At 70.2% G+C, this 22,560-nt stretch carries 20 protein-coding genes and 1 pseudogene; 11 read left to right on the forward strand and 10 right to left on the reverse strand.

Going from position 1 to position 22,560, the window contains the following annotated elements; genetic code table 11:
- Complete coding sequence (locus ABZO29_RS25310) at positions 1-1,689, reverse strand: TROVE domain-containing protein (RefSeq protein ID WP_367322469.1); 1,689 nt, start codon at positions 1,687-1,689, stop codon at positions 1-3.
- 284 nt (positions 1,690-1,973) lie between these two features.
- Between ABZO29_RS25310 and ABZO29_RS25315 the strand changes: the two genes are divergently transcribed.
- Positions 1,974-3,164, forward strand: a complete 1,191-nt coding sequence (locus ABZO29_RS25315) for a GNAT family N-acetyltransferase (RefSeq protein ID WP_367322470.1) — start codon at positions 1,974-1,976, stop codon at positions 3,162-3,164.
- Positions 3,165-3,281: 117 nt separating this feature from the next.
- The gene (locus ABZO29_RS25320; RefSeq protein ID WP_367322471.1) at positions 3,282-3,713 is read left to right on the forward strand and encodes an SRPBCC family protein; all 432 of its coding nucleotides are present in this window, start codon (positions 3,282-3,284) and stop codon (positions 3,711-3,713) included.
- A 65-nt stretch (positions 3,714-3,778) separates the two neighbouring features.
- On the opposite strand, the gene ABZO29_RS25325 is transcribed toward ABZO29_RS25320, so the two are convergent.
- From ABZO29_RS25325 to tgmA, 5 genes are all read right to left on the reverse strand, one after another.
- Complete coding sequence (locus ABZO29_RS25325; protein WP_367322472.1) at positions 3,779-4,828, reverse strand: sulfite oxidase; 1,050 nt, start codon at positions 4,826-4,828, stop codon at positions 3,779-3,781.
- Positions 4,829-4,900: 72 nt separating this feature from the next.
- The gene (locus ABZO29_RS25330) at positions 4,901-5,359 is read right to left on the reverse strand and encodes an SRPBCC domain-containing protein (RefSeq protein WP_367322473.1); all 459 of its coding nucleotides are present in this window, start codon (positions 5,357-5,359) and stop codon (positions 4,901-4,903) included.
- Between the two features lie 44 nt (positions 5,360-5,403).
- Positions 5,404-6,111, reverse strand: a complete 708-nt coding sequence (locus tag ABZO29_RS25335; protein ID WP_367322474.1) for a nucleotidyl transferase AbiEii/AbiGii toxin family protein — start codon at positions 6,109-6,111, stop codon at positions 5,404-5,406.
- Positions 6,112-6,130: 19 nt separating this feature from the next.
- Positions 6,131-7,087 (reverse strand): ATP-grasp ribosomal peptide maturase, encoded by a 957-nt coding sequence (gene tgmB, locus ABZO29_RS25340; protein WP_367322475.1) that lies wholly within the window; start codon positions 7,085-7,087, stop codon positions 6,131-6,133.
- Positions 7,088-7,102: 15 nt separating this feature from the next.
- Positions 7,103-7,294, reverse strand: a complete 192-nt coding sequence (gene tgmA, locus ABZO29_RS25345) for a putative ATP-grasp-modified RiPP (RefSeq protein ID WP_367322476.1) — start codon at positions 7,292-7,294, stop codon at positions 7,103-7,105.
- Between the two features lie 143 nt (positions 7,295-7,437).
- Here tgmA and ABZO29_RS25350 point away from each other — a divergent pair.
- A pseudogene (locus ABZO29_RS25350) lies at positions 7,438-7,560 on the forward strand (RNA polymerase subunit sigma); the annotation flags it as partial.
- A gap of 579 nt (positions 7,561-8,139) precedes the next feature.
- On the opposite strand, the gene ABZO29_RS25355 reads toward ABZO29_RS25350, so the two are convergent.
- A complete protein-coding gene (locus ABZO29_RS25355; protein WP_367322477.1) occupies positions 8,140-8,481 on the reverse strand; it encodes a hypothetical protein in 342 nt (113 codons plus the stop codon).
- Positions 8,482-8,681: 200 nt separating this feature from the next.
- Between ABZO29_RS25355 and ABZO29_RS25360 the strand changes: the two genes are divergently transcribed.
- From ABZO29_RS25360 to ABZO29_RS25370, 3 genes are all read left to right on the forward strand, one after another.
- Positions 8,682-9,086 carry a hypothetical protein gene (locus ABZO29_RS25360; RefSeq protein WP_367322478.1) on the forward strand — a complete coding sequence of 135 codons (405 nt, stop codon included), beginning with the start codon at positions 8,682-8,684 and terminating at the stop codon, positions 9,084-9,086.
- Between the two features lie 107 nt (positions 9,087-9,193).
- Entirely contained in the window at positions 9,194-9,748 is a 555-nt protein-coding gene (locus ABZO29_RS25365) for a hypothetical protein (RefSeq protein WP_367322479.1), read from the forward strand.
- Positions 9,749-9,884: 136 nt separating this feature from the next.
- Complete coding sequence (locus ABZO29_RS25370; protein ID WP_367322480.1) at positions 9,885-10,367, forward strand: hypothetical protein; 483 nt, start codon at positions 9,885-9,887, stop codon at positions 10,365-10,367.
- A gap of 99 nt (positions 10,368-10,466) precedes the next feature.
- Here ABZO29_RS25370 and ABZO29_RS25375 read toward each other — a convergent pair whose 3' ends face one another.
- Both ABZO29_RS25375 and ABZO29_RS25380 read right to left on the reverse strand, forming a co-directional pair.
- Entirely contained in the window at positions 10,467-11,654 is a 1,188-nt protein-coding gene (locus ABZO29_RS25375; RefSeq protein ID WP_367322481.1) for an LCP family protein, read from the reverse strand.
- Positions 11,655-11,673: 19 nt separating this feature from the next.
- Positions 11,674-13,773 carry a bifunctional polysaccharide deacetylase/glycosyltransferase family 2 protein gene (locus ABZO29_RS25380; protein WP_367322482.1) on the reverse strand — a complete coding sequence of 700 codons (2,100 nt, stop codon included), beginning with the start codon at positions 13,771-13,773 and terminating at the stop codon, positions 11,674-11,676.
- A gap of 579 nt (positions 13,774-14,352) precedes the next feature.
- Here ABZO29_RS25380 and ABZO29_RS25385 point away from each other — a divergent pair.
- The 3 genes from ABZO29_RS25385 (at position 14,353) to ABZO29_RS25395 (ending at position 19,021) form a co-directional block, all read left to right on the forward strand.
- The gene (locus ABZO29_RS25385) at positions 14,353-15,684 is read left to right on the forward strand and encodes a ferric reductase-like transmembrane domain-containing protein (RefSeq protein ID WP_367326238.1); all 1,332 of its coding nucleotides are present in this window, start codon (positions 14,353-14,355) and stop codon (positions 15,682-15,684) included.
- Between the two features lie 44 nt (positions 15,685-15,728).
- Entirely contained in the window at positions 15,729-16,307 is a 579-nt protein-coding gene (locus tag ABZO29_RS25390; protein ID WP_367322483.1) for an FMN-binding protein, read from the forward strand.
- Positions 16,308-16,573: 266 nt separating this feature from the next.
- Positions 16,574-19,021 (forward strand): SpoIIE family protein phosphatase, encoded by a 2,448-nt coding sequence (locus tag ABZO29_RS25395; protein ID WP_367322484.1) that lies wholly within the window; start codon positions 16,574-16,576, stop codon positions 19,019-19,021.
- 546 nt (positions 19,022-19,567) lie between these two features.
- Here ABZO29_RS25395 and ABZO29_RS25400 read toward each other — a convergent pair.
- The gene (locus ABZO29_RS25400) at positions 19,568-20,134 is read right to left on the reverse strand and encodes a Uma2 family endonuclease (protein ID WP_367326239.1); all 567 of its coding nucleotides are present in this window, start codon (positions 20,132-20,134) and stop codon (positions 19,568-19,570) included.
- A gap of 360 nt (positions 20,135-20,494) precedes the next feature.
- Between ABZO29_RS25400 and ABZO29_RS25405 the strand changes: the two genes are divergently transcribed.
- Together ABZO29_RS25405 and ABZO29_RS25410 are read left to right on the forward strand one after the other, a co-directional pair.
- Positions 20,495-21,829 (forward strand): ferric reductase-like transmembrane domain-containing protein, encoded by a 1,335-nt coding sequence (locus ABZO29_RS25405; protein ID WP_367326241.1) that lies wholly within the window; start codon positions 20,495-20,497, stop codon positions 21,827-21,829.
- Positions 21,830-22,180: 351 nt separating this feature from the next.
- Positions 22,181-22,495, forward strand: coding sequence for a hypothetical protein (locus ABZO29_RS25410; RefSeq protein ID WP_367322485.1), 315 nt, complete (start codon positions 22,181-22,183; stop codon positions 22,493-22,495).
- The last annotated feature ends 65 nt before the right edge of the window (positions 22,496-22,560 follow it).

The raw sequence follows: 22,560 nt of genomic DNA on the forward strand, positions 1-22,560 counted from the left end.
TCACACCGAGTTGCTGCTCGTACTCGCCTCCCACGGCCACCGCGCGCTCTCTCCGGACTCCAGCAGCGGGATCAGGCGGAACGCCGCGTCGCCGAGACCGCCGAAGGTGTACCGGCGGGGGCCGGGGGCGTTGTGCCCCTTGGCGTAGCCGGCCAGGTTCCAGGTGTAGACGGGGACGTGTGCCGGGACCACGTGGAGCGGCTTGATCCAGGGCCTCATGTTGGCCTGTTCGTCGGTGACGAGGACGACCCGGTCGTGCTGCGCGTAGTGCCGGATGAGCGCTCCCGCGGTGTCCGTGCCCCCGAGGCCGTGGAACCGGTCCAGCGCCCGCAGGACGGACTCGCCGGGCTCCAGCGCGATCGGCAGGCTGTGGCTGCCGAACTCCACGAGGTCGGCCCGCTCGGCCCGCAGCGCCAGCGCGGTGCCGAAGACGGCCGCGGAGTCGGCCCGGTTGAGCTGGGTCATGGCACTGGGCAGGTCGAACATCGAGCCCGACCGGTCCACCAGGATCAGCGTCCGCCCAGGCAGTGCGGGCACGTTGGCGAGGGAGTGCCCGAGGGCCGTCTCCAGAGCGTCCTCCCAGCGCCGCGACGGCACGTTGCGGTGGGCGGCCAGGTAGCGGAAGGGGAACTGGCGGGAACGCGCCACCTCGGCCGGGTCCGAGATCCGGCGGGCCACCTCGGCGGCCACCCGGTCGTTGACCCCTGCGAGGTCGAAGTTGCGCAGGTTGCGCACGAGCGCCATCGGCCCCATCGACGGGATCACGGCCTCCCACACCGCGGCGTCCAGCGGCCCCTGAAGCCATCCCGCCAGCGCCTCCCAGGTCATCCCGGCCGCGGCCAGCCGCTCGGCCCCGCCCGGCCCGGTGACCAGCGCGTACCGTTCGCCGACCGGTACGTCCATGAGCGCGCGGTGCGCGGCGAGGAGCGGTTCAGCGGCCGGAGGTACGGCCCGGTCGGGACGGTGACGCCGGTCCAGGGCGTACTGGAACACCGCTCCCTGCCAAGGCCGTTCGGGAGCCGGAGCGGGGTGGGTCAGCTCTATGACGTCGCCGAAGCGGAAGCCGTGCGATCCGGTGTCGTACTTGAGCAGCGCGCGACCGGTGTAGAGGCGGCGCACGGCGTCGGCGATCCCGCGCTTGACGGGCTGCGGCAGCCTCCGCCCGTACCGGGAGGTCCAGTACGCCAGCAACTCCCCGGGCTCGTCGGCCCGTTGCAGTACGGCGTCCACGGCCTGCCGCGAGAAGCCGACGGCCCCCGCCTCCACCCGGCCCCGGACGAACTCGGCCGCGCCCACCACGGACGCCGTCCGCATGTGCGCCTCGGTGCGCAGCCAGCGCAGCAGACCGAGTGTCCACTCCGGATCGCTGACGGCGAGCCGGCGGACCAGTCGCGCGTAGCGTTCGTCGCGGGCCTCGGCGCTCTCGTAGAAGCTGTTGTGGCCCACCATGTTGGCCACGGCCAGCACGAAGAGCTCGGACTTGGGCCCCCGGTCGTACCCGCCGCGCTGGTGATTCGTGGCGTACGGCAGGCGGAGAGCCGCCGGCCGGCCGTGCCCGGAAGCCGTGACGATCCACTGGCCGTGGGTGGAGAGCGAGGAAGTCGCTCCGCCTGCGGTCAAGCCCGGTATCTCGGCGTGGATCTCACTCCTGGCCTCGGCCTTGGCCCGCTGACGGTTGAACTGGGTCATGCAGTGGTCCCCCTGGCGGCAAAAGCGCCTCCCGAGATCAAGAAGGGCACCGGTGTGTGTTTTCGACAGGAAGTAACCGGGTCCCGGCGCATCGGGAGGCGTCGCACCGGACGCTATCCGGCCCGGCTCGTTCACGCATCCGAATTATCGTGGCCGATCCGCACCCTTCCGTTACCTGAGGCACCCTTGACAGCGTGCGTGCTGTTTCGCGACGTTTGAGCCTGACCGTCGGTTCGGATCTGCGGACGGCGCGTCATGGGGGATACAGGGGGGAGCGGTCGCCCATGCGATCCACGAGCACAGACATCACGATCCACAGACCTCAGGAGCTGAGCGCCTCGCTGCGGCGGGCCTGGCACCGGGCGATGGACGAGTCGCCCGACTACGCCAACCCGTTCCTGGCACCGGAGTTCGCGGCCGGCGTCGGCACGTACCGGGGCGGGGCGCGGGTGGCGGTGCTGCACCAGGACGGGGAGGCCGTGGGCTTCTTCCCGTACGAGCGCACCTCCTTCGGCGTCGGCCGGGCCATCGGCCTCGGCCTCTCCGACTGCCAGGCCCTGGTGCACCGCCCCGGGGTCACGTGGGACACCGGGGAACTGCTGCGGGCCTGCAGGCTGTCGGTGTTCGAGTTCGACCATCTCGTCGAGGAGCAGAAGCCCTTCGGCAGGTACGTCACGGGGACGTTCGCCTCGCCGGTGATCGACCTCAAGGACGGCGGCGACACCACCTACGCGGAGTGGCTGCGCCGCGCGTACCCGGGGATCGCCAAGACGACGCTGAAGAAGGAACGCCGGCTGGGGCGGGACCTGGGCGAGATGCGGTTCGTCTACGACGAGCGCGACCCGAAGGTGCTGCGCACGCTCATGCACTGGAAGTCCGCCCAGTACCGCCGGACCGGACGGATGGACCGGTTCGCGCGCCCGTGGATCGTGGATCTGGTGGACCATCTCTTCCAGGTCCGCGAGGAGCACTTCACCGGCGTCCTGTCCGTCGTCTACGCCGGTGACCGGCCGGTGGCCGCCCACTTCGGGCCGACGTCGCGCACGGTGTTCGGGGCCTGGTTCACCGCGTACGACCCCGAACTCCGCTACTACTCGCCCGGGCTGATCATGCACCTGCGGATGGCGGAGGCCGCGGGCCGGGAGGGCGTGCGGCTCATGGACCTGGGGCGCGGCGACAAGGAGTGGAAGGACTGGCTCAAGACCCGTGAGCTGCGGGTGGGCGAGGGCTTCGCGACCCGCCCTCACCCGGTGGCCGCGGCACACCGGCTGTGGCGCAGACCGGTGCGCGGCCTGCGGAACACCGTCCTGGCCCATCCCAGCCTGCGGGACCCGGCCGACCGCCTGCTGAAGACGGTCGGGACGCTGCGGTCGGAGGGCTGGGCGGGGGCCGCGGGGCGGCGCCCGGAGTCCCGGGGCGGACGGGCGGGATCCGAGAGCGGGCGGACCGGTGGAGCGGCGCCCCGCGCACGCTGAGCAGGGCAGCTCATGCCGCCGGTGCCGGTGACGGCGACGTGGAGAGCGGCCCGGGGGTGCCGGGCGCACACTGGAGACAGAAGCCCAGGCTCATGAGCCCGAGCGTGGAGGTGAGCCATGAGCACCCTCGAAGAACACGTCGACGTGGGGGTCCCGATCGACCAGGCCTGGGACAGCCTCCACCGCGTGGAGAACTATCCGCGCTTCGTGGCCGGAGTACGCGGCGCCCGTACGGAGGCGCAGGGCCGAGCGCATCTCGACGTCGAGGCCGGCGGCCGGACCCGTGCACTCGACGCCGAGGTCTCCGACCGCAGAGGGGAACGCGTGATGGAGTGGCACACCACGGGCGCCCCCGACCTCTCGGGTTCCTTCTCGCTGCAGCAGATCGACCGGAACCAGACCCGGGTCCAGGCACGCGTCGAGTACGACCCGGACACCGTCAGGGAGACCTTCGGCGGCCCGAAGGGATTCGCCCAGGCCAACGCGATCGAACGGCTCGTACGCAGCGATCTGGAGCAGTTCAAGGAGTACGTGGAACAGGGGCGGTGAGCGGGCCCCTCGCCCGATGCCGCGTCGCTGCCTGATGCCGCGTGCTGCCTGATGCCGCGTCGCGGTCACAGCACCTCCACTTCCACGCACGGGGCCGGGTTGCAGCCGTATCCCTGCCGGTTCCACGGCGCCTGCAGCGGCTGGGTGTGTCCGCCCGTGTCGGTTGCGCGGGCGGTCAGCCGGTGCGGGCCGGCCCGTAGCGGGGCCCAGGGCAGCGACCAGGCGGTCCATGCGTACGGGCCGGTCGCCGGCTCGAGCGTGGCATCCCGCCAGCTGCCCTCGTCGATGCGCACCTGGACCCGCTCCACGGGTACGCCGCCACCCGACCACGCGCGCCCGCGGATGGCGATCGCGGCTCCCCGGCGCAGCGTCGCCCCAGCGGCCGGCGCGGTGATCATCGATTTCACCCGGATCGCGGTGACCGGACCGTCGGGAGTGCCGCGGGAGTCCAGGTAGACGTACTCGTCCGTCTGGAGGGGGCCGGCGAACGGTTCGACGACGGCCCTCGCATCGATCAGCCACTTCACGTCCGAGACGCCGTACCGGCCGGGGACGACGAGCCGGACGGGCGCACCGTGCTGGGGCGACAGGGGCGCACCGTTCATGCCGGTCGCCAGGAGGGTGTCGGGGTGCAGGGCCTCCGCGATCGGGAGGCTGCGTTCGAAGGCCACCCACCGCCCGTGCAGTTCGCCGCTGTCGGCTCCGGTGAACACGAACTCCGCCACGTCGGGCCGGACGCCGGCCCGCGCGGCGACGGTGCGGAAGGGCACGCCCGTGAACCGCGCGCAGCCCACCGCCCGGTCTCCCCACGGCAGCCCCGGCGGCCGGGGCCTCATCAGGCCGCGCCCGTTGCCCGCGCACTCCAGCACGACGTCGAGTTCCCGCCCGGCCATGGCCAGCAGCTCGTCGTACCCGATGTCGCACGCGGCCCTCACCGCCCCGCCGACGCGCAGCCGCCACCGACGTGGGTCCAGGTACGGGACCCCGAAGTGGTCGCGTACGAAGAACGCGCCGACGGGTGTGATCGGCTCGGCCAGCGCCGCTGCCGGCGTCTGGGCGCAGTACGGCTCGGCCGTGACCGTCTCGGGCGTCCAGCGGAAGGTCGTCCTGGTCATCGCACTCACCTCCGCGCCGCTATCTCGAATGTATGTCCGAGTGACTGGTGGCGCGATTCCGGCGGGCGGATCTCAGTCCGCCGCGGCCGCCGACAGGAGCTCCTCGAGCTTGTCGAGGCTCTGACTCCAGCCCTCCTCGTGAAGAACGCGACGCCGCTCGGTGGCGAAGTCGCCCTGGGCCAGAACCAACTCGGCCCGCTCACGGCCGATGTCGCGAAGCGACAGCACGACCACCGTCTCCCGGTCCTCGGGATCGGGCTCCTCCCACCGGAACGTGTAGGACAGGCGTTCCGGAGGGTCGATCTCGAGGAATTCCCCCGCCAGGTGGAACAGCTCGCCCTCCGGAGGCTGCATCGCGATCCGATAGCCACCGCCGGGCCGAAGGTCGCTTTCCACACTCGGAACGGCGAACCCGGCAGGACCCCACCACTTCGCGAGTTCCTCCGGTTCGGTCAACGCCCGGAAAACGACCGTGCGCGGTGCATGGAAGACACGCTGCAGACGTACTCTCAGCTCGCTCTCGGCGGTCATGACGAACCTCTTTCGGGGGGCGGTTCCCTGGCTGGGGCTGAGCGTCACTCCTCCTCCGGAGGAGACGACTCGATGAGACGTTCTGCGATGTCGTCCGCCCATTCCTGCGCCCACCTGCGGAGCTCCGCGACGGCCCGGTCGTCGAGCCCGTAGGCGGTGAACTCCCTGTCGTCGATCCAGTCCGCGCCGGTGAGGCGCGCCTGGAGGTCGGTCAGGTCGAGCGTGTCGCGGGCGTGGCGCCGCCCCAGTTCCTCGAGTTCGGGGTGGCTCCAGTGCTCCGAGGCGGCGTGGACGTCGATGAGGTCGCGGGCCAGGCCGCGGTCGGCCAGGGCGCGGACCCTGGTGCCGACGAGGTCTTCGAAGGAGAGGGTCAGGCCGAGTTCCGTGAGCACCGGGGGGCGCCAGAGCACCTCCTTGAAGACGTAGACCTCGCACGCCTCACCGAGGGCCGGGTCGGCGACGATCAGCCGGGCGGAGAGCGGGTCCGTCTCCAGGCTCCGGACGACCCATCCGCGTTCCTCCAGCCCGGTCCGGACCGTGCCGGCGATGTCCGCCATCCCCGCCGGGTTCTCGGTGGCGACGTCCACGCCCTGGCTGACACGGTCCACGAGGCCGTGTGCCTGGGCCGCGTAACCGCCGGTGAGCGCGAGTGGGTAGTCCGTGCCCACGGCGAGGATGTCGGTCAGCAGGCGTCGGTGCAGCTCGGGCGGTTCCGGGGACAGGTCGGGGGGCGGTTCCGGCGGGGAGGACATGACCTGATCATGGCCTGCGTCACCAGTGGCTCGTGGGAGCGAAACGATCCGTCTTGGGCTGTGACAGCCACTGCGCGACGGCCTTCGCGATCGGCTGTCCGGTCTCCAGTTCGACGAAGCCGAACTGGCCGCCCTGGTTGCACTCCAGGAACCACCAGATGCCGTCCTCGTCCTCGGCGAAGTCGAAGGCGGCGTACGCCAGTCCGCCGAGGGCGACGTACTCGTGCACCGACTTGCCTATGCGTTCGGGTACCGGGACCGCTTCCCAGGCGTGCTCGGTGTCGCCGTAGCGACCGTCGACCTGCCCCGGCTCGGCCCTCTTCCGCGCGGCGAACATCCGGGCGCCGACGCAGGTCAGACGGATGTCGGCACGTTTGGGTACGTACTTCTGCAGCAGGGCGGGACCGGCCGCGACGGCGGAGAAGTCCGCGTCGGGCCCGATCAGCGTGGCGGGCAGGGCCAGCCCGGGATCGTCGGGCGGCGGCCCGGAGGCGGACTTCACCACCACCTCCCCGTGTTCCTCCGCGAACTGCTGTGCCAGCCGCGGTGCGGTGGTGAAGACGGTCGGCGGTACGGCGAAGCCGCTGAGGTGGGCGATCCTCAACTGCCATGGTTTCAGGCGGGCCTGCTCGGCGTTGCGCGGATGGTTCATCCATCGCGTGGAGGCGGAGTGGAGCATTCCGAACAGCGCCTGACGGGTCTCGGCGGTCAGCCAGGCCGACGGTTGCGCCGCGTGGGCGGCAGGTTCGCCGGGCCTGCGCACCCAGACGGAGCGCAGGCCTCCCATGCTGAGCACATGCCCGTTCACCGACAGGTGGCCGTCGAAGTCGCCGTGGGCGTACGAGGCGGAGAGCTTGGCCTTGCCCGGGAGGTCTGCAGGGTCGAGCCGCATCACGGGTGTCCCCGCCGTGTGCAGCTCGGTCACCACCATGTCGGCGGTCACGTCCTCCTCGGACGTGAGGATCAAAACGGTCATACGTTCACCGGTCGTTCAGTCGTCGAAGTGCGTCGCCGAACCGGCGGTGGACGTGGTCGTGCCGGCCGCCAGGAGGAGCTCCCGATCGCTGACGGCCGGGCGGCCGTCGGGAAGCACGTTCAGCTGCCGTGCCGCGTCGAACCGGTACGGCGGCACCACGGTCGTAAGCCCACTGCGGTAGGCGTAGTTGAGGGTGAAGGGTCGCACTTGAAACCTCCGCGGTCACACGTGACTGAGTACAGTCCCTTACGTGCTCCTTGCGTAAGGAATTCATCACTTTCCGCCACATCGGGGTGAAGGTCATCACATTGACCGCGCGCGGGGTTTGAACTCCGAAGACCCTGCTCGCCCTGCGGGAGGCCGCTGAACGGTTACGGGGCGGGCCCACCGCGGCGGTACGCGACCCGCGGCTCTTCGAGGAGTTCTGCCGGCGCCAGGTGGACGCGGTGATGCGTTTCGTGGCCCGCGAAGTGGTGCAGGGGGATCAAGCGCGACGCGTTCCGGTTGCAGGCCCATGGCGGTCTGTGTGGTCGTGACAGCGCGCGAAGCGTCCGGGTAAGGCGAGTTGGACACCCGATCGGGCGGAGCCACAGTCCCTGGTCTGCGGATTCCGGTGTCTTGAACCCCTGCACCACCCGGCGGGACGCCGTCGTGATGCGTTTCGTGGCCAGGCGCGTCGACCCGTCCGGCGGACCATGCCGCAGACGCGGGGCCTGCGCCCATCTGCGGCGTTGTCATCGGTCGCCGACACTCTCGGCTTCGCCGTCGGGCCGGCGCAGCGCCACCGACGGATACCGCGCCGGCTGACCGGCCCGGGAGCGATCAGCTATTCGATCTGCCTCGTGCATCCGGTGCTGCCGGCGGGGACCGACGGCATGATCGGCCGATGACCGGGCCGGACATGGGGACGGCAGCCGGCAGACCGCGCCACTGGGGCCTCCCGGCGCTCGGACGGACTTCACATCCCCGAGCTGCCGAGAGGCCCTGCCTCGATGACGGACCCTGACGCGGTCACCCGCCCAGGAACCCCATCGCTTCCTTACGTCCCCCGGTCAGGCCTTCTTGTCGACGACCTTCATGTTGTACGGGAAACCGGAGGAGCCGCAGTTGAGCGTTGCCGCCTTCTCCACGCCGCGGGTGCGGTAACCGGGAGTGCCCTTGTAGGGGCCCCGCGCGCCACCCGGTCCACCGCACCAGGCCTCGACGTTCCACGTGCCGTTGCCCGAGCTGCACCAGCCCACGGCCACATGCTCGTTCGTATGCGACACGTACGCACTGCAGCCGGACGGCCCGACAGCCGCATGCGCCGACGGCGCTACGCCGAACGTCACGCCCGCGGCCAGGAAACCTATCGCCGAAGCGGTAGTTCCGAACTTCTTGAGTGTGCTGGTCATGCACCCTCCCCGTCTTAACGATCTTCCAACCCGTGAGAACTTAGTCGGACACGTGTACGAGCGCGTCCTACCGAAGGATGAACAGAACAGGGCACCTGTTGGTGTATCGATCACTGGAACGTGTGCTCCGCGCATGTACTCGGCCAGAGCTGAGTACTTCCGCTCTGGTCGCTGATCCGGTGAGCCGCGACGCTTGGGACATGCGCCAAGGACTGATGAAACCCGTTCCCCAGCTGTTGCCGATCCTCGTGCTGGCTGGGATGTCACTAGCGGCATGGGCGGCCTGGCTGGGCTGGGACCAGCAGCGTGACGTGCACCCTGACGGTACGACGACCGGCCCGTACGAGGCTTGGCAGGTGATCGGCCTGGGGCTGACCCTGCTGATACCGGTGTACTGGGCGGCATCCCGACGCCACGTCGCAGGCGCTGTGCTCGGCAGCACGGCAGGCCTGACCATTGCCGCCTACTACGACTGGTCGGACGATGCCAGCGGCCTCTTCATGGTCGGCGTGGGGATGGTCATGATGGGAACCCTCGTCGTGACCGCCGGCGTCACCGCAGTGATCGCCGCTGCGAAACGAGACGGACGACGCGCCGGAGCTTGACGGCACGTACGATCCGGCCGCTCGACCAGCCCGGTCCGAGGTGACCCTCGGTCCACCTCACCTTTCCGGTCAGTAAAGTCGACTGCACCGTGCGAGGGGGGAAGGCAGTGGGCACCTACCAGCAGACCGTCGTGGACCTGGACGCCTCAGCTGAGGAGGCGGTTGCGTGGGGCCGGCGCGGCAGGAACTGGCTGGAGGCGGAAGGGTACGTCCGCCCGGTGCAGTGGCGGGACGGTGTGGTGCATCTGGCCGGGCCGCGCTGGCGAGAGGCCGTCGACCTGGTTCCCTGGGACTGGCGTGCCCGGATCAAGGAGTTGGAGGAGGAGCCCGGCGACGAGCTGCGGGTCGTTACGGGTCGTACGGTCTTCTGCGGCGGCCAGGGCGATTCCCCTTCCGCGATCTGCCCCCGCTGCCGGAACGCCACCTCCACCTGGTCCAGCGCGGCCATCGACACGTGGTACACCACGGGCGCCGCTGATCTCGACTGCCCGGCTTGCGCCCATCGCACGCCGCTTCCCGACTGGGAGTGGACCAGCGACTACTTCGCCTTCGCCCACGTAGGCTTCCGGTTCGACGACTGGCCACCCCTTCACCCGCACTTCACAGCCCTCTTCGGACGCGCGCTGGGCCACCGCATCCGAGTGGTCGCGGGGAAGATGTGAACTGTTCCAGGCGGAAGCGTACGGGACCAGCGGCGCAGGGAAGGGGCCATTCGGCCCTTATGCAGGACGGTCGGCTGAAGTAACGATCAACGTGAAGGCAAGATTCCTGATCCACCGTCCGAACGGGGGTGTGATCATGAACAGGACCAGCGGCGCGCTTACGCCTGCTCAAGACACCTCCTGGCGTTATTTCGGTCGGCACTACCTCGAGATGGTGGCGGCGATGCTGGTGGGCATGGCCGTTCTGGGACCGGTTTGGAGACTGACCTTCTCCCTTCTCGGACTCTCCGACCTGCGCAACTATTCCGAACTGGTCGCCATCGCGATGGCCACCAATATGACGATCGGAATGTCGGTGTGGATGCGTCATCGGGGTCACGGTTGGGCGAGTATCGGAGAGATGGCCGTTGCGATGTACCTGCCCTTCGTGGTCTTGTTCGGCCCGTACTGGGCGGGACTGATGTCCGGCGCAACGATGCTGTTCCTCGGGCACATCCTGATGCTCCCGTGCATGTTCGTCATCATGCTGCGCCGGCGTGACGAGTACGCCCAGAACCATCGGCGTCACGGCCGTCATCGGGCCCCTGACCAAGAGCCGTCCGAACGACTGGCAGCTTGAGTTCTGCCGCCATGGGACGGGCCGGGCCTGGAGGAAATCCTCCAGGCCCGGCCCGTCACGCTGGGCCCGGCAGAATTCGAACCCGCGACACCCGCCCGGTCAGCCCTTCTCCTCGATGCTCACCGGCCGGTCGTTCCTCAACTCGGTGAAGAGCTTCTTCGCCTTCGCCGCGTCCCACTTCACGGCGCTGCCCCTTGACGTGTCGACTCCGAGGGTGGCCACGGGAACGTTGAGCTGCCTGCCGTCTCCGGACGAAACGCTCCGCATCGCCCGGAACAGCGAGACGAGCGTGCGCAGGTCCGTGTCCTTGTCCACCACGAGGGTGTTCAGCGCCGCGTCGAGCAGGGGATACGTCCGGAACGGATTGAGCGCGGTGCCCGGTGCGGCGGCCTTGTGGGCGAGTGCGGCCAGGAACTTCTGCTGGTTCCTGCTGCGCCCCAGGTCGCCCTGGGCCTCCTGGTGACGCTGGCGGACGAACGCGAGCGCCTGGGCGCCGTCCAGGGTGTGACAGCCCTTCGTCAGGTCGAGACCCGACTTCTTGTCCCGGACGTTCCGGTCCACGCACATGTCCACGCCACCGACGGCGTTCACGACACCGACGAAGCCGCCGAAGCCGATCTCCGCGTAGTGGTCGATGCGGATGCCCGTGTTGAGCTCGACGGTCCGTACGAGCAGCCGGGCGCCGCCCAGGGAGTAGGCCGCGTTCAGCTTGTTCTTCTCCCGGCGGTGCCACTTGCCGGTGTCGGGGTCGAGGTACGACGGGAGGGTCACCCACGAGTCGCGCGGCAGGCTCACCATCGTGGTGCCGTGGGCGCCGGTGTGCAGGAGCATCATCGAGTCGGTTCGGCCGCCGCCGCCACCGCCGGCGTGCAGATCCTTCTTGGCCTCCTCGGACAGGCCGTCACGGCTGTCGGAGCCCACGATGAGGTACGTGGTCCCCTTCCCCTGCGGCGGACGGTCGCCGACGTCGCCGAGGTCGACCGCCCGGTCGAGTTCGAAGTCGGCCCAGGCGTAGGTGCCGCCGCCGGCGAGGAGCAGCGCGCACAGCAGCATCACCAGCAGACGGGCGATCCGGCGGCGCCGGGTGGGGCGCACCCAGGGCGGTCTGGTCCTGGCGGGCCGGTCGCCTCCCGCGTACCCCGGGGCGGGGCCATACGTGTCCGACGGCTGCTGCGGGGGCGTCTGAAGCGGAAAGGTCTCCCGTTCCCACTCGTCCCCCGTGATGACCTGCCCCGTGATCACGCGAGGGGTCCGCGCCCCTTTGTTGTGCCGGTGCCGCTCACTCATGGGCCGAACCACTCCCTGATCACCTCGACGACAGCTCCCGTGGGGCGGTCGGCTGTCTGAGCTGCTGGTCGGCGGCCGTACCGGAGCGCTGCATGCGGTGCCACTTCAGCCGGGTGCCGCCCAGGAAGGCGAACACGGACTGGATGACGACCAGATACATCAGCTGCCGGTAGACGAAGATCTGGAACGGCATCGACCACAGGGCCCGCAGCTTCTCCCCGTCGAGCCTCAACGCGTAGCCGGCGCAGATCAGTTGGATGACGAGGAAGGCAAGCCATATCCCGAGCGACTGCACGGGATCGCTGAAGAGCGCCCCGTACAGCGCGAACAGGTCGATGACCGGGGCGATCAGCGGCAGGCACACCTGAAAGAGCGTCAGGTATGTCAGTCCCCGGCGTGCGAAGCGTCCGGCAGTGCCCACTTCGAGGACGGCTCCGCGGTGCTTCCACATCGCCTGGAGCGTGCCGTAGCACCAGCGATAGCGCTGTCGCCACAACTGCCGCAGCGAGGTGGGCACTTCGGTCCAGGCGATGGCCGACTCCTCGTAGACCACCCGCCAGCCGGCCCGCCACAGGGCCATCGTGAGGTCGGTGTCCTCGGCGAGGGTGTCCTCGCTGACCCCACCGACGCCCATCAGCGCGTCCCGGCGGAAGGCGCCGATGGCGCCCGGAACCGTCGGCATGCACTCCAGCACCTCGAACATCCGCCGGTCGAGGTTGAAGCCGAAGACGTACTCCAGATGCTGCCATCTGCCAAGGAGCCCGCGCCGGTTGCCGACCTTGGTGTTGCCGCTGACGGCGCCGACGGCCGGGTGCGCGAGCGGCTGGATGAGCCGGTACAGGGCGTCGGGCTCGAAGACGGTGTCGGCGTCGACCATCACGACCACGTCGTACGAGGCCTGCGCCAGGCCCGTGTTGAGGGCGGCCGCCTTGCCCGAGTTGGGCTGCCGGATCACCCGCACCCGGGGGTCGTCGATCCACGTCGCGAGGTCCGCCGTCTGATCCGTCGACCCGTCGTCGATCACGATGACCTCGAGATACGGGTGCGTGGACGCGAGCAGCGAGTGGACCGTGGACTCGATGCCGGCCTCTTCGTTGTACGCCGGTACGAGCACCGTCACGGGGGCGTTGACCTCCCGCAGCCAGGGCGCGCCCGGGCGCAAGCGGGTCAGGCGCCGGACATGGGCGCGGGCGAAGACGGTCAGCATCACAAGCCGCAGCACGCCCAGGAGGCCCAGCGCGAGCAGCACCCAGGTCATGGCGTTCGTGAACGCGTGACCGGCGGTCGCGGTCCAGATCAACGCCTTGCCCTGCCACCGTTCGGCGGTGGACACGTGTGTGTCGGCCGGGGGCATGCGGAGCGCGTCCGTGACGGTGGTGAACCGGTCGGCGTGCCGGTTGCCGAGCAGGTCCTTCGTCTCCTGGTACGCCAGGTCCGTCTGGCTGAACTGGCGGACCATGCCGTACGCCGGATCGCGGTCGGGCCGGTCCGCGGCGACCAGCACATAGCCGTCCGCGGCGGCGCGCCGGGCCGCGGTCCACTCCGCGCCGCACAGCGTATCCACCTGGGTGGTCATCGGCATCCGTAGCAGGCTGGTGCGGATGCCCGCCGAACCGGCGAGGGTCTTCTGGGTGAGCGTCAGCTCCATCGCGGCGCGGACGCGCGACGAGGAACCGAGGTCGGCCCCGGTGTACGTGTTCGAGCCGATCTCGTGGCCCTCGTCGAGGATCCGCCGTACCAGTTGCGGATGGCGGGCCGCCTGCGCGCCGAACAGGAAGAAGGTCGCGTGCGCTTGATGCTCGCGCAGCAGGTCGAGCAGGCGCGGGGTCCAGACGGGATCGGGGCCGCCGTCGAAGGTGAGCGCGACGGTACGGGCGGGCATGGCCGAGGACTTGACGTCGTCGCCGCTGATGCGGCGCAGGACCGGACCGCTCTCGTCCACGGCCCTGGGTGCGGGCCTGGTGCAGGGGATCCGTGACTTGGCGGCGTCGACCTCATGGATGGTCCAGCCCTCGAAGAGCAGAGCGACGAAGACGAGGGGCAGGGTCAGGGCCAGCAGCCGCCAGTGACCGCGGGGCTCGCGGGAGCGGGCGTGCCGGCGTCGTACCGAGCGACTCACGCAGCCGTCCCCGGGGTGACGTTAATCACATTGGAATCGGGGTCTGTTCGTCCGGTGCCGGTGAGGGGCGTGGCCGCCGTGAGCCCGGTGCGGTGGGGCGAGAGGGTCGCGCCGACCGGAGCGGGCGCCGGAGCGCGCACATGGGCGGAGGGCGTCGATCCGGCAGTGCCGGCAGTGAAGTTGGTCGCCCGCCACGCGGTCCTCCCGCGCTGGTCGAAGGTGCCGGCGCCCGCCGAACGGCGATGTCTTTTCTGCTGGTTTGTCTTCCGGTCACGCTCTTGCATGGGCGGCGAGTTTAGCCACAGCCGGTGCCGCGGGTGTGTCCGAAACGAAACCGATGACCGCCGCGCCACGGGGGTGTGACGCCAAGCCCCGTCGGCGCGCTGGACTAGGTGGCTGCGGGGAATTGTGTGCTCCCCTCACCTCCTTCCCGGAGCGGATCTGCCGGCTTGGCGACAGCACATCACCGATGGTTTTCGGCCATCCGTCCGCGGTACGGTCCCTGGGAACGAAGGTCAGCAAAGGGAAAGACCAGCCGTGACGACGATCCAGCACAGCCGGGCGGGAAGACGGCAGGCCATGCGCCGGATCCGGCCCCGGCGTTCCCCCGCGGCACCCCTGCTGGTGCTGGCCTGGACGGGTGCGGCGGCCGTGCTGTGGCTGTGGTGGCACAACACCCCCGCCGTCGCCGCGACCACCGCCGACCGGCTGGTGAACGCGGGCCGGATCACCGGACTGCTCGCCGGCTATGTGATCGCTCTGGTGATCGCCCAGATGGCGCGCGTCCCGGCCCTCGAGCGCCGGGTCGGGTCCGACCGTGTGGTGCGCTGGCACGCGAGAAGCGGCCGATACGCGCTGACCCTGACCCTCGCCCACGTCGTGCTCATCCTGTACGGATACGCGCTGCAGGCGGACACCGGCGTCGTCGCGCAGACGGTCTCCGTCGTCACCGACTACCCGAGGATGATCGAGGCGGCCGTCGGCACGGTGCTGCTGCTCTTCGTCGGCCTCGTGTCCGCCGGTGCCGTACGGCGCCGTATGCGCTACGAGCTCTGGTACTACCTGCACCTGCTCACCTATGCCGCCGTCTACCTCGCCTTCTGGCACCAGCTCGCCACGGGCAGTGAGTTCGTCGGCGACGCCACCGCCCGCGCGGCCTGGTGCGCCCTGTACCTCACGGTCGGCGCCCTGCTGCTGTGGTACCGCGTGCTCACCCCGGTACGGCTCAACCTCCGGCACCGCATGCGGGTCGAGTCCGTCGCGCAGGAGGCCCCGGACGTGGTCTCCGTGCTCATCCGGGGCCGGCGACTGCACCGTCTGGGAGCCGAGGCGGGGCAGTTCTTCCGCTGGCGGTTCCTCACCAAGGGGCTGAGGTGGAGCGCCAACCCGTACTCGCTGTCCGCGCCGCCCCGCCCCGACCTGCTGCGCATCACCGTCAAGGCCGTCGGCGGGCACAGCGCGGCGCTGGCCGGGCTGCGGCCGGGCACGCGCGTGTGGGCGGAAGGCCCGTACGGGGCGATGACCGCCGCCCGCCGCAGCCGCGGCAAGGTCCTGCTGCTCGCGGGCGGAGCGGGCATCACGCCCCTGAGGGCGCTGTTCGAGACGCTCCCCGGCGCACCCGGAGACCTGACGCTGCTCTACCGGGCCCGTACCGCGGAGGAACTGGCGCTGCGGGACGAACTGGAGGCGATCGCGGACGCGCGCGGGGCGCAACTGCTGTACGCCGTGAACAGACCCGACGGCCGCCGTACGCCGATCACCGCGAAGATGCTGCGCAGGATCCTGCCGGACATCGCACGGCACGACGTGTATCTGTGCGGGCCACCGGGCCTGGCCGAGGAGTCGTACGCCGCACTCCGCGAGGCAGGTGTCCCGCACCGCCGCATCCACCACGAGTCCTTCGAGTTCTGAGGCGGAGCTGTGACATCCCGTACCGCTGATGCGCTGGTAATCCGGTGAGGAAGAAACATCCGTTCCGCCACGCGCTGCTGGCCACGGTGGGCACCGTCTCCGGCATCGTGCTGCTGCTCGCGCTCAAGCCGACCACGGACCCGGCGCTTCCACAGGCCGAGCCGGCGATCACGTCGAGCGCCGTCGCGTCCTCCTCCCCGCCGGCGACCTCGCACTCGGCGTCCGCGTCGCCCTCGCCGTCGAAGACGCCCAAGAGCAGGCGCACGCCGTCGCACACGGTGTCGGCCGCCCCCACGAGAACCACCGGCTCCCCTTCCGCGCCCAAGACCACCTCGGCCGCACCCACCACCCGTACCGTCACGGGGGCCACGATCCAGACGAAGTACGGGCCGGTCCAGGTACGGATCACCCTCACCGGCAGCAGGATCACCGGGTCGACGGCCGTCCAGTCTCCCGACGAGACGGCGCGGAGCCGGGACATCTCCTCCACGGCCATCCCCAGACTCAATCAGGAGACCCTGGTGGCGCAGAGCGCGGACATCGACACGGTGTCGGGCGCCACGTACACCAGTGCGGGCTACAAACAGTCCCTGCAGAGCGCCCTGGACCGGGCCGGCGTCTGAGTACACCGACCTGACGGCCATGATCGGTCCGGGGCTTTTCCCCGGTACCTCCGGCAGGATTCGAACAGATGTCCCCATCAGGCGGGTGTGCGGCAGTTTCGGTGTGACTCGAAGTGCACTTCCGTGCCGCCCGCCGACCTGCGTGTGCGCGCGAGGAGAGATACAAGTGAGAGAGGAGCCGACGCGACGGACACGACGTTTCGCCGCCCCGCGGTCTCTGCTGAGTCTCTCCGGGACCCGAGAGTCCGGGGCAGGATGGGCGATGAATGGACATGGAGAATGCCGGCCCCCTCGGAAACGGCCTCGATCAGTTTCCGGATCAGGTCACCTCGGCCACGGCAGTCGTCGACGCACGGGGGATCGTGACGGGGTGGAGTTCCGGCGCACAGCGGTTGCTCGGGTACCCGTACGAGGACGTGGTGGGGCGTCCCGCGGCACGTCTGCTCGGCGGGAACGCCGACAGCACGGTGGACTTCTCCGCGATTCTCGAGGGACGAATCGGGCCGACCTCGCTGCGACACCAGGACGGCCACCACGTGGACGCCGAGTTGCAGGCGTACGCGTCACTCGACCGCGAGGGCGACGCGCAGTGGCTCATCGTGGCCACGTCGCCACAGCGGCCACGTCCGCATCGGGGGCCACGTCCGTATGAGGACGAGGCGACGACGGAGGAAGCCTTCGCGCAGTCCCACCTGCCTGTGATGATCTACGACGCCGAGCTGCGGGCCTTGCGCGGGAGCGCCGGCGCGGCCCGCGAACTGGGCCTCACGGAAGAGCAGATGCGCGGTCGGCGCGTCACCGAAATCCTGCCTCCCCACATCTGCACCACGGTCGAGGAGGGCATGCGCCGGGTCTTCGGGACGGGAGAACCGGAGCGGTTCCAGGTGCATGGCCGGCCGCGGCGCGGAGCCCGCGAGAGATACTGGACCGTATCCGTGTCCCCCTTGAGGAACCCGGCGGGACAGGTGCGACACGTGCAGCTCATCGCGCTCGACGTCACCGAACAGCACCAGGCCCGGGAGCGGCTCGCCCTGCTGAACGACGTCAGCGCACAAGTGGGCAGCACCCTCGACGTGATGCGTACGGCCCAGGAGATGGCCGACGTGGCGGTGGGGCGGCTCGCCGATTTCATCAGCATCGACCTGCTGGACGGGCTGTTCCGCGGCGTCGAGCCCAGGCCGTCCACCACGGGCTCCGTCGCGCTGCGCCGCGCCGCGCAGCGGTCCGTCCTTCCCGGCACCCCCGAGGCGTTGATCCAGCCGGGCGAGGTGGACTTCTACCCGGAATCCTCGCCCCCCGCCCGCTGCCTGGACACGGGTCGGTCGTCGCTGCACAGCACCCTGGACGAAGCCATCGAGAGCTGGCAGGTCGCCGACCCCGAGCGCGCGGCGAAGGTCCGTGACTTCGGGATGCATTCGATCATGGTCATCCCGCTGCGCGCCCGCGGCATCACGCTCGGCGTGGCCGTACTCGTCCGCCACCGCCGCCCGGACTCCTTCGACGAGGACGATCTGCTCCTCGCCGAGGAGATCGCCGCACGCGCTGCCGTGGCGGTGGACAATGCCCGGCGCTTCACGCGCGAGCGGACCACCGCCCTGGCCCTGCAACGAAGCCTGCTGCCGCAGCGGCTCGCCGCCCAGGACGCCGTGGAGGTGGCCTACCGCTACCTCCCGGCCCGGTCCCGGGCAGGGCTGGGTGGCGACTGGTTCGACGTGATCCCGCTGTCGGGCGCCCGGGTCGCCCTGGTCGTCGGAGACGTGGTGGGCCACGGCCTGCGCGCCTCCGCCACCATGGGCCGGCTGCGGACCGCGGTACGCACGCTGGCGGATGTCGACCTGCCCCCCGAGGAACTCCTCGTCCATCTCGACGACCTGATCACCCACCTCAGGGCGGAGGAGGGCCCGGTAACGGATCCCGAGCTCGAGATCATCACCGATCTCATCGCCTCATGCCTGTATCTGGTCTACGACCCGGTCTCGCGCCGCTGCGCCGCCGCCGGGGCGGGCCACCCCCCACCCGCCGTGGTCACACCCGACGGCAAGGCCGAGTTCATCGATCTTCCTGTCGGTCCGCCGCTGGGAGTGGGCGGGCTGCCTTTCGAAGCGGTCGAATGGGAAGTGCCCCGAGGCAGCCTCCTCGTGCTGTACACAGACGGCCTCGTCGAGGTCCCCGAACACGACCTCGGCAGGGGCATGGCGCTGCTGCGCCGATGCCTGGAGCGGCCCGCCGCCTCACTGGAGGCCACCTGCGACGACCTGGTCCAGAGTCTGCTCCCCGCACAGCCGTCGGATGATGTCGCACTGCTCGTCGCCCGCACCCGGGCCCTCGACGCGGGCCAGGTGGCCACCTGGGATCTGCCTTCCGACCCGGCCGCCGTGGCCGACGCCCGCGCTCAGGTCGCCCGTCGCCTCGCGGACTGGGGACTGCACGAGGTGGTCTTCACCGCCGAGCTGGTGGTGAGTGAACTGGTCACCAACGCGATCCGGTACGGTTCCCCGCCCGTTCACCTGCGCCTGATCCGCGACACCGCGCTCATCTGCGAGGTCTCCGACGGCAGCAGCACCGCCCCGCACATGCGGCGAGCGCGCATGTTCGACGAAGGCGGGCGCGGCCTGCTGCTCGTCGCTCAGTTCGCCGAGCGGTGGGGCACACGCCACCGGGCTGGAGGGAAGTCGATCTGGGCGGAGATCGGCCTTCAGGACGAGCGCTCATGACGGCACCCGGCCGCCGGCGGCCGGGCAGTCCGGAGAAACGTCGGGGCCCGGGCGGCCCCTGCCCGCACGCAAGCGCTGTGCCGCGTGGTGCTCTGCTGCCTGATCGGCGCCGCGCGGCATGACCGGCTGTCCGGCTCGGGACGGCTCCTGTCACGGCCGTCCGCTCACGCATGCGGCGGCTCCAGGTCCGCCACATGGCGGACCATGCTGTGGCGCCGAAGGCCCACGGCCCGTTGGAACTCCTCGCGGCGTGGTCCTCCTGAGCACGCCGGGCGGCAGTGGTCGCCTGGAAGGCCGGCTCGGGCCAGTGGCGCCGCGTGCGGACGTCCGCACTTGAGATCCGCGCCCCACCTCCGGGAAGTCAGCAGGTCCGACCTGTGCCTGTGCCTGTGCCTGTGCCAGCGTTGAACCGTCCATGACCGGTTGAGGGACCGCCTTGCCGCGCGGGTGCTGTTTCCCCTGGTCAACGCCGCACGGCGAGCCGCTTGATCCGGCTCGTGCCGCCCTGCACCGGGCCGTCCGCTCACGCATCGCGCACGCGCGGGGTCAGACCTGGCCGAGGTCGATCTGCACCGGGAAGGGGGCCGCCGCCTTGAGCACGCCGGTGAACACGTCTCCGTCCCGGTAGGTCCTCGTCGCGGGGTCGAGAACGTAGGTGTACACGAGAGGAACGCCTGTCGCGGCCTGCTCGATCCGCCAGTAGAAGCCGATGCCTGCCTTGGCGTACTGGTCGACCTTCACGATCCGGTCGGTGGTCTCCGAGCCCGGCGACACCACCTCCGCGACCAGCAGCACGTGCTCAGGGCGGGTGGGGGTCATGTCGATCGTGTCCGCGCGGTACACGACGACGTCCGGGCGGCGATTGGTGAGCGGGACGTCCTGAAGCCGGACGTCGAAGCCCGTGCCGGCGTTCCACTCCGGACCCGCGGCGGCATCCAGGGCGTTCGCCAGAATCCGGGCCAGTCGGTTGTGCCGCTTGGACGCGCTCGGACCGACGACGACCATCCCGTCCACGATCTCGATACCGGCGCACTGCTCCTCGGACCAGGACTCGTACTCGTCCGCCGTGATCTGCTCATGCATCCATGCCGGGGCCACCATCTCGGCCGTGATGAAGCACCTCCCGGACACTGTGCTGCGGGCCCGATCCCGCTGGATTCAGCGTACTGTCCGCCATCCGTCCGGCACGCTGATCTCGCTCACGCCCCCTCCCCGTCGGGCGGCATCCGACCAGGGAGCCCACGGCAAGTGAGGAACCAGCACGATGAACCATCGCGGAACCCTGGGCCCCAGGAGCCGCCGAACGCCGAACGGCGATCGGATTCGACGGCTCTGGCGTGAACGGATCGGGCACACGGTCCGTATGCGTAGGCGACCGGGCGCGTATCCGGACGAATTACTCGATCTTCATGGGGTTAGTGCACATGGGCCGCGAGTGCAGCGGCCACGGGGGGATGTGAGGAAAGCATGGCGATGGCGAGTGGCACGGTGCGCAGAGGCACCGTGCTTCCGGTGGACGCGGCGCGCTGGGCGATGTGGACTTTCGTCGTCGTCAACGCGGTGACCGCCGAGGCGCTGTTCCTCAGCGCCGGTTCAGGCAAGAACGGGGTTCTCACGGTCGCCAAGTTCTTCGGACTGCACGCAGCGCTGCTGATGCTGTTCCAACTGCTGCTGGTGGCCCGGCTGCCCTGGCTGGACCGCCGCATAGGAATGGACCGGCTCACGGTGTGGCACCGCTGGGTCGGCTTCTTGCTGCTGTGGACCGTCCTCACCCACGCCACGCTGGTGGTGCTCGGCTATGCGAACCTCGACGACGCGTCGATGGGGAAGACGTTCGTCGCACTGAGTGGGGTGCCGGCCTCCCTGCTGGGCATGCTCGCCGCGGCCGTCATCGTCGTGATCGCCGTGATCTCCACCCGGCCCCTGCGGCGGCGACTGCGATACGAGGTCTGGCACGGTCTGCACCTGCTGCTCTACGTGGCCCTGGGCCTGTCGTTCGTCCACCAGTTGCAGGAGACGACGACGTTCACGTCCTCCGCGTTCGCCACGGCCTACTGGTGGATTCTGTGGCTGTTCGCCTTCGGCGCCCTGCTGACCGGCCGTGTCGCCATGCCGCTGTGGCGCAACGCCTACCACCGGTTCCGCGTCGCGGCCGTGGTACCGGAGTCGGACAACGTGGCCTCCGTGTACGTCACCGGCCGACACCTCGACAAACTCCCGGCCAGGGCGGGGCAGTTCTGCATCTGGCGGTTCCCCGGGCACAACCACTGGTGGCTGGCCAACCCGTTCTCCCTGTCGGCGGCGCCGGGCGGACAGGGACTGCGCCTCACGGCGAAGGCGGTGGGCAGCACCAGTGCCGGCCTGCGGAACGTCCCGGTCGGCAGCCGCGCATTCGTCGAGGGACCGTACGGCGCGTTCACCTCGATGCACCGGACCCGGCCCGGCACCCTGCTGATCGCCGGGGGCGTGGGGATCACGCCCGTGCGGGCCATGCTGGAGGAGGAGGCGACCGGCGACGTCGTCGTGCTGTACCGCGTGCGCAGCGAGGCCGACGCCGTGCTGCTGAACGAGGTGCGCCACCTGGTCGCGCTACGGGGCGGACGGCTGCACCTGCTCACCGGCAGAACCGGCGAGGGCGGCACCCCGCCGTTCGGCCCGGACAACCTGCACCGGCTGGTCCCCGACATCACCGAACGCGACGTCTACGTCTGCGGCCCGCCCGCCATGACCGGGGCCGTGCTCTCCGGCCTGCGAGCCCTGCGGGTCCCTGCACGACAGGTGCACACCGAGAAGTTCGGTCTTGCCTGAACCACGCCGCCCGCCGCTCCCTCGACGCCTCACAGCACCCTCTCGACCGTCAGTTGGGCGGACCGCCGCCCTGGCGCGAGAGCGAGCCCTACGCGCCCGCGCCGGCACCGCGCTCCGGGCGACTGACGAGCTGTCCGGGAGCCGGCGATCGAACGACGACATGCCGTGCGACGCCCGGCTGGTGCTTTCCCGTTTGCCACATGACGGGGCCCCTCGTGCTCACCCGCGCCCAGATCAACGGTGATCTGGACCTGCGTGACACGGCGATCACATCGCGCGGCGACAGGCGATATCCGCCGTCCACGCCTCCGTGGGCGGCGATGTGCTGTGCACCGACCTGGCTGTCGGGGGGTGCTTCCGGCTGTCCGGTGCGTCCGTCGACGGCGAGTTCGACCTGGAAGGCGGATCATCCTCTCCGGTGCCACGGTCGGGGCAGCCATCGGCTTCTGCGGCGCCCGACTGAGTAACCCCGGCGACATTGCCCTGGAAGCGATCGATGTCAAGGTCAGCCGTAACTTCGACCTCGGCCGTGGTCTCACCGTCGACGGCGGCATCCAACTCGACGGCACGCGCATCGGTACGGAACTCAGCTTCCGTGACGCCAGGCTGACCCATGCCTACGGCACCGCCCTGTGCCTGCGGGCGATCCAGACCGGGGGTTGGTGATCTTCACCGTTTCTTTCCATTTACAATCACGCAGCCATGGCGTATCAGGCGTCATGGCGTGATCA

The sequence above is a fragment of the Streptomyces sp. HUAS ZL42 genome (assembly GCF_040782645.1).
Lineage (GTDB): Bacteria > Actinomycetota > Actinomycetes > Streptomycetales > Streptomycetaceae > Streptomyces.

Coding starts and splice junctions, on each gene's coding strand:
- ABZO29_RS25330 (WP_367322473.1), bottom strand. CDS start 5,359: ATGACCGCCGAGAGCGAGCTGAGAGTACGTCTGCAGCGTGTCTTCCAT.
- ABZO29_RS25405 (WP_367326241.1), top strand. CDS start 20,495: ATGGCGAGTGGCACGGTGCGCAGAGGCACCGTGCTTCCGGTGGACGCG.
- ABZO29_RS25385 (WP_367326238.1), top strand. CDS start 14,353: ATGCGCCGGATCCGGCCCCGGCGTTCCCCCGCGGCACCCCTGCTGGTG.
- ABZO29_RS25360 (WP_367322478.1), top strand. CDS start 8,682: ATGCGCCAAGGACTGATGAAACCCGTTCCCCAGCTGTTGCCGATCCTC.
- ABZO29_RS25335 (WP_367322474.1), bottom strand. CDS start 6,111: ATGTCCTCCCCGCCGGAACCGCCCCCCGACCTGTCCCCGGAACCGCCC.
- ABZO29_RS25395 (WP_367322484.1), top strand. CDS start 16,574: ATGGACATGGAGAATGCCGGCCCCCTCGGAAACGGCCTCGATCAGTTT.
- ABZO29_RS25370 (WP_367322480.1), top strand. CDS start 9,885: ATGAACAGGACCAGCGGCGCGCTTACGCCTGCTCAAGACACCTCCTGG.
- ABZO29_RS25310 (WP_367322469.1), bottom strand. CDS start 1,689: ATGACCCAGTTCAACCGTCAGCGGGCCAAGGCCGAGGCCAGGAGTGAG.
- ABZO29_RS25375 (WP_367322481.1), bottom strand. CDS start 11,654: ATGAGTGAGCGGCACCGGCACAACAAAGGGGCGCGGACCCCTCGCGTG.
- tgmB (WP_367322475.1), bottom strand. CDS start 7,087: ATGACCGTTTTGATCCTCACGTCCGAGGAGGACGTGACCGCCGACATG.
- ABZO29_RS25325 (WP_367322472.1), bottom strand. CDS start 4,828: ATGACCAGGACGACCTTCCGCTGGACGCCCGAGACGGTCACGGCCGAG.
- ABZO29_RS25315 (WP_367322470.1), top strand. CDS start 1,974: ATGCGATCCACGAGCACAGACATCACGATCCACAGACCTCAGGAGCTG.
- ABZO29_RS25355 (WP_367322477.1), bottom strand. CDS start 8,481: ATGACCAGCACACTCAAGAAGTTCGGAACTACCGCTTCGGCGATAGGT.
- ABZO29_RS25320 (WP_367322471.1), top strand. CDS start 3,282: ATGAGCACCCTCGAAGAACACGTCGACGTGGGGGTCCCGATCGACCAG.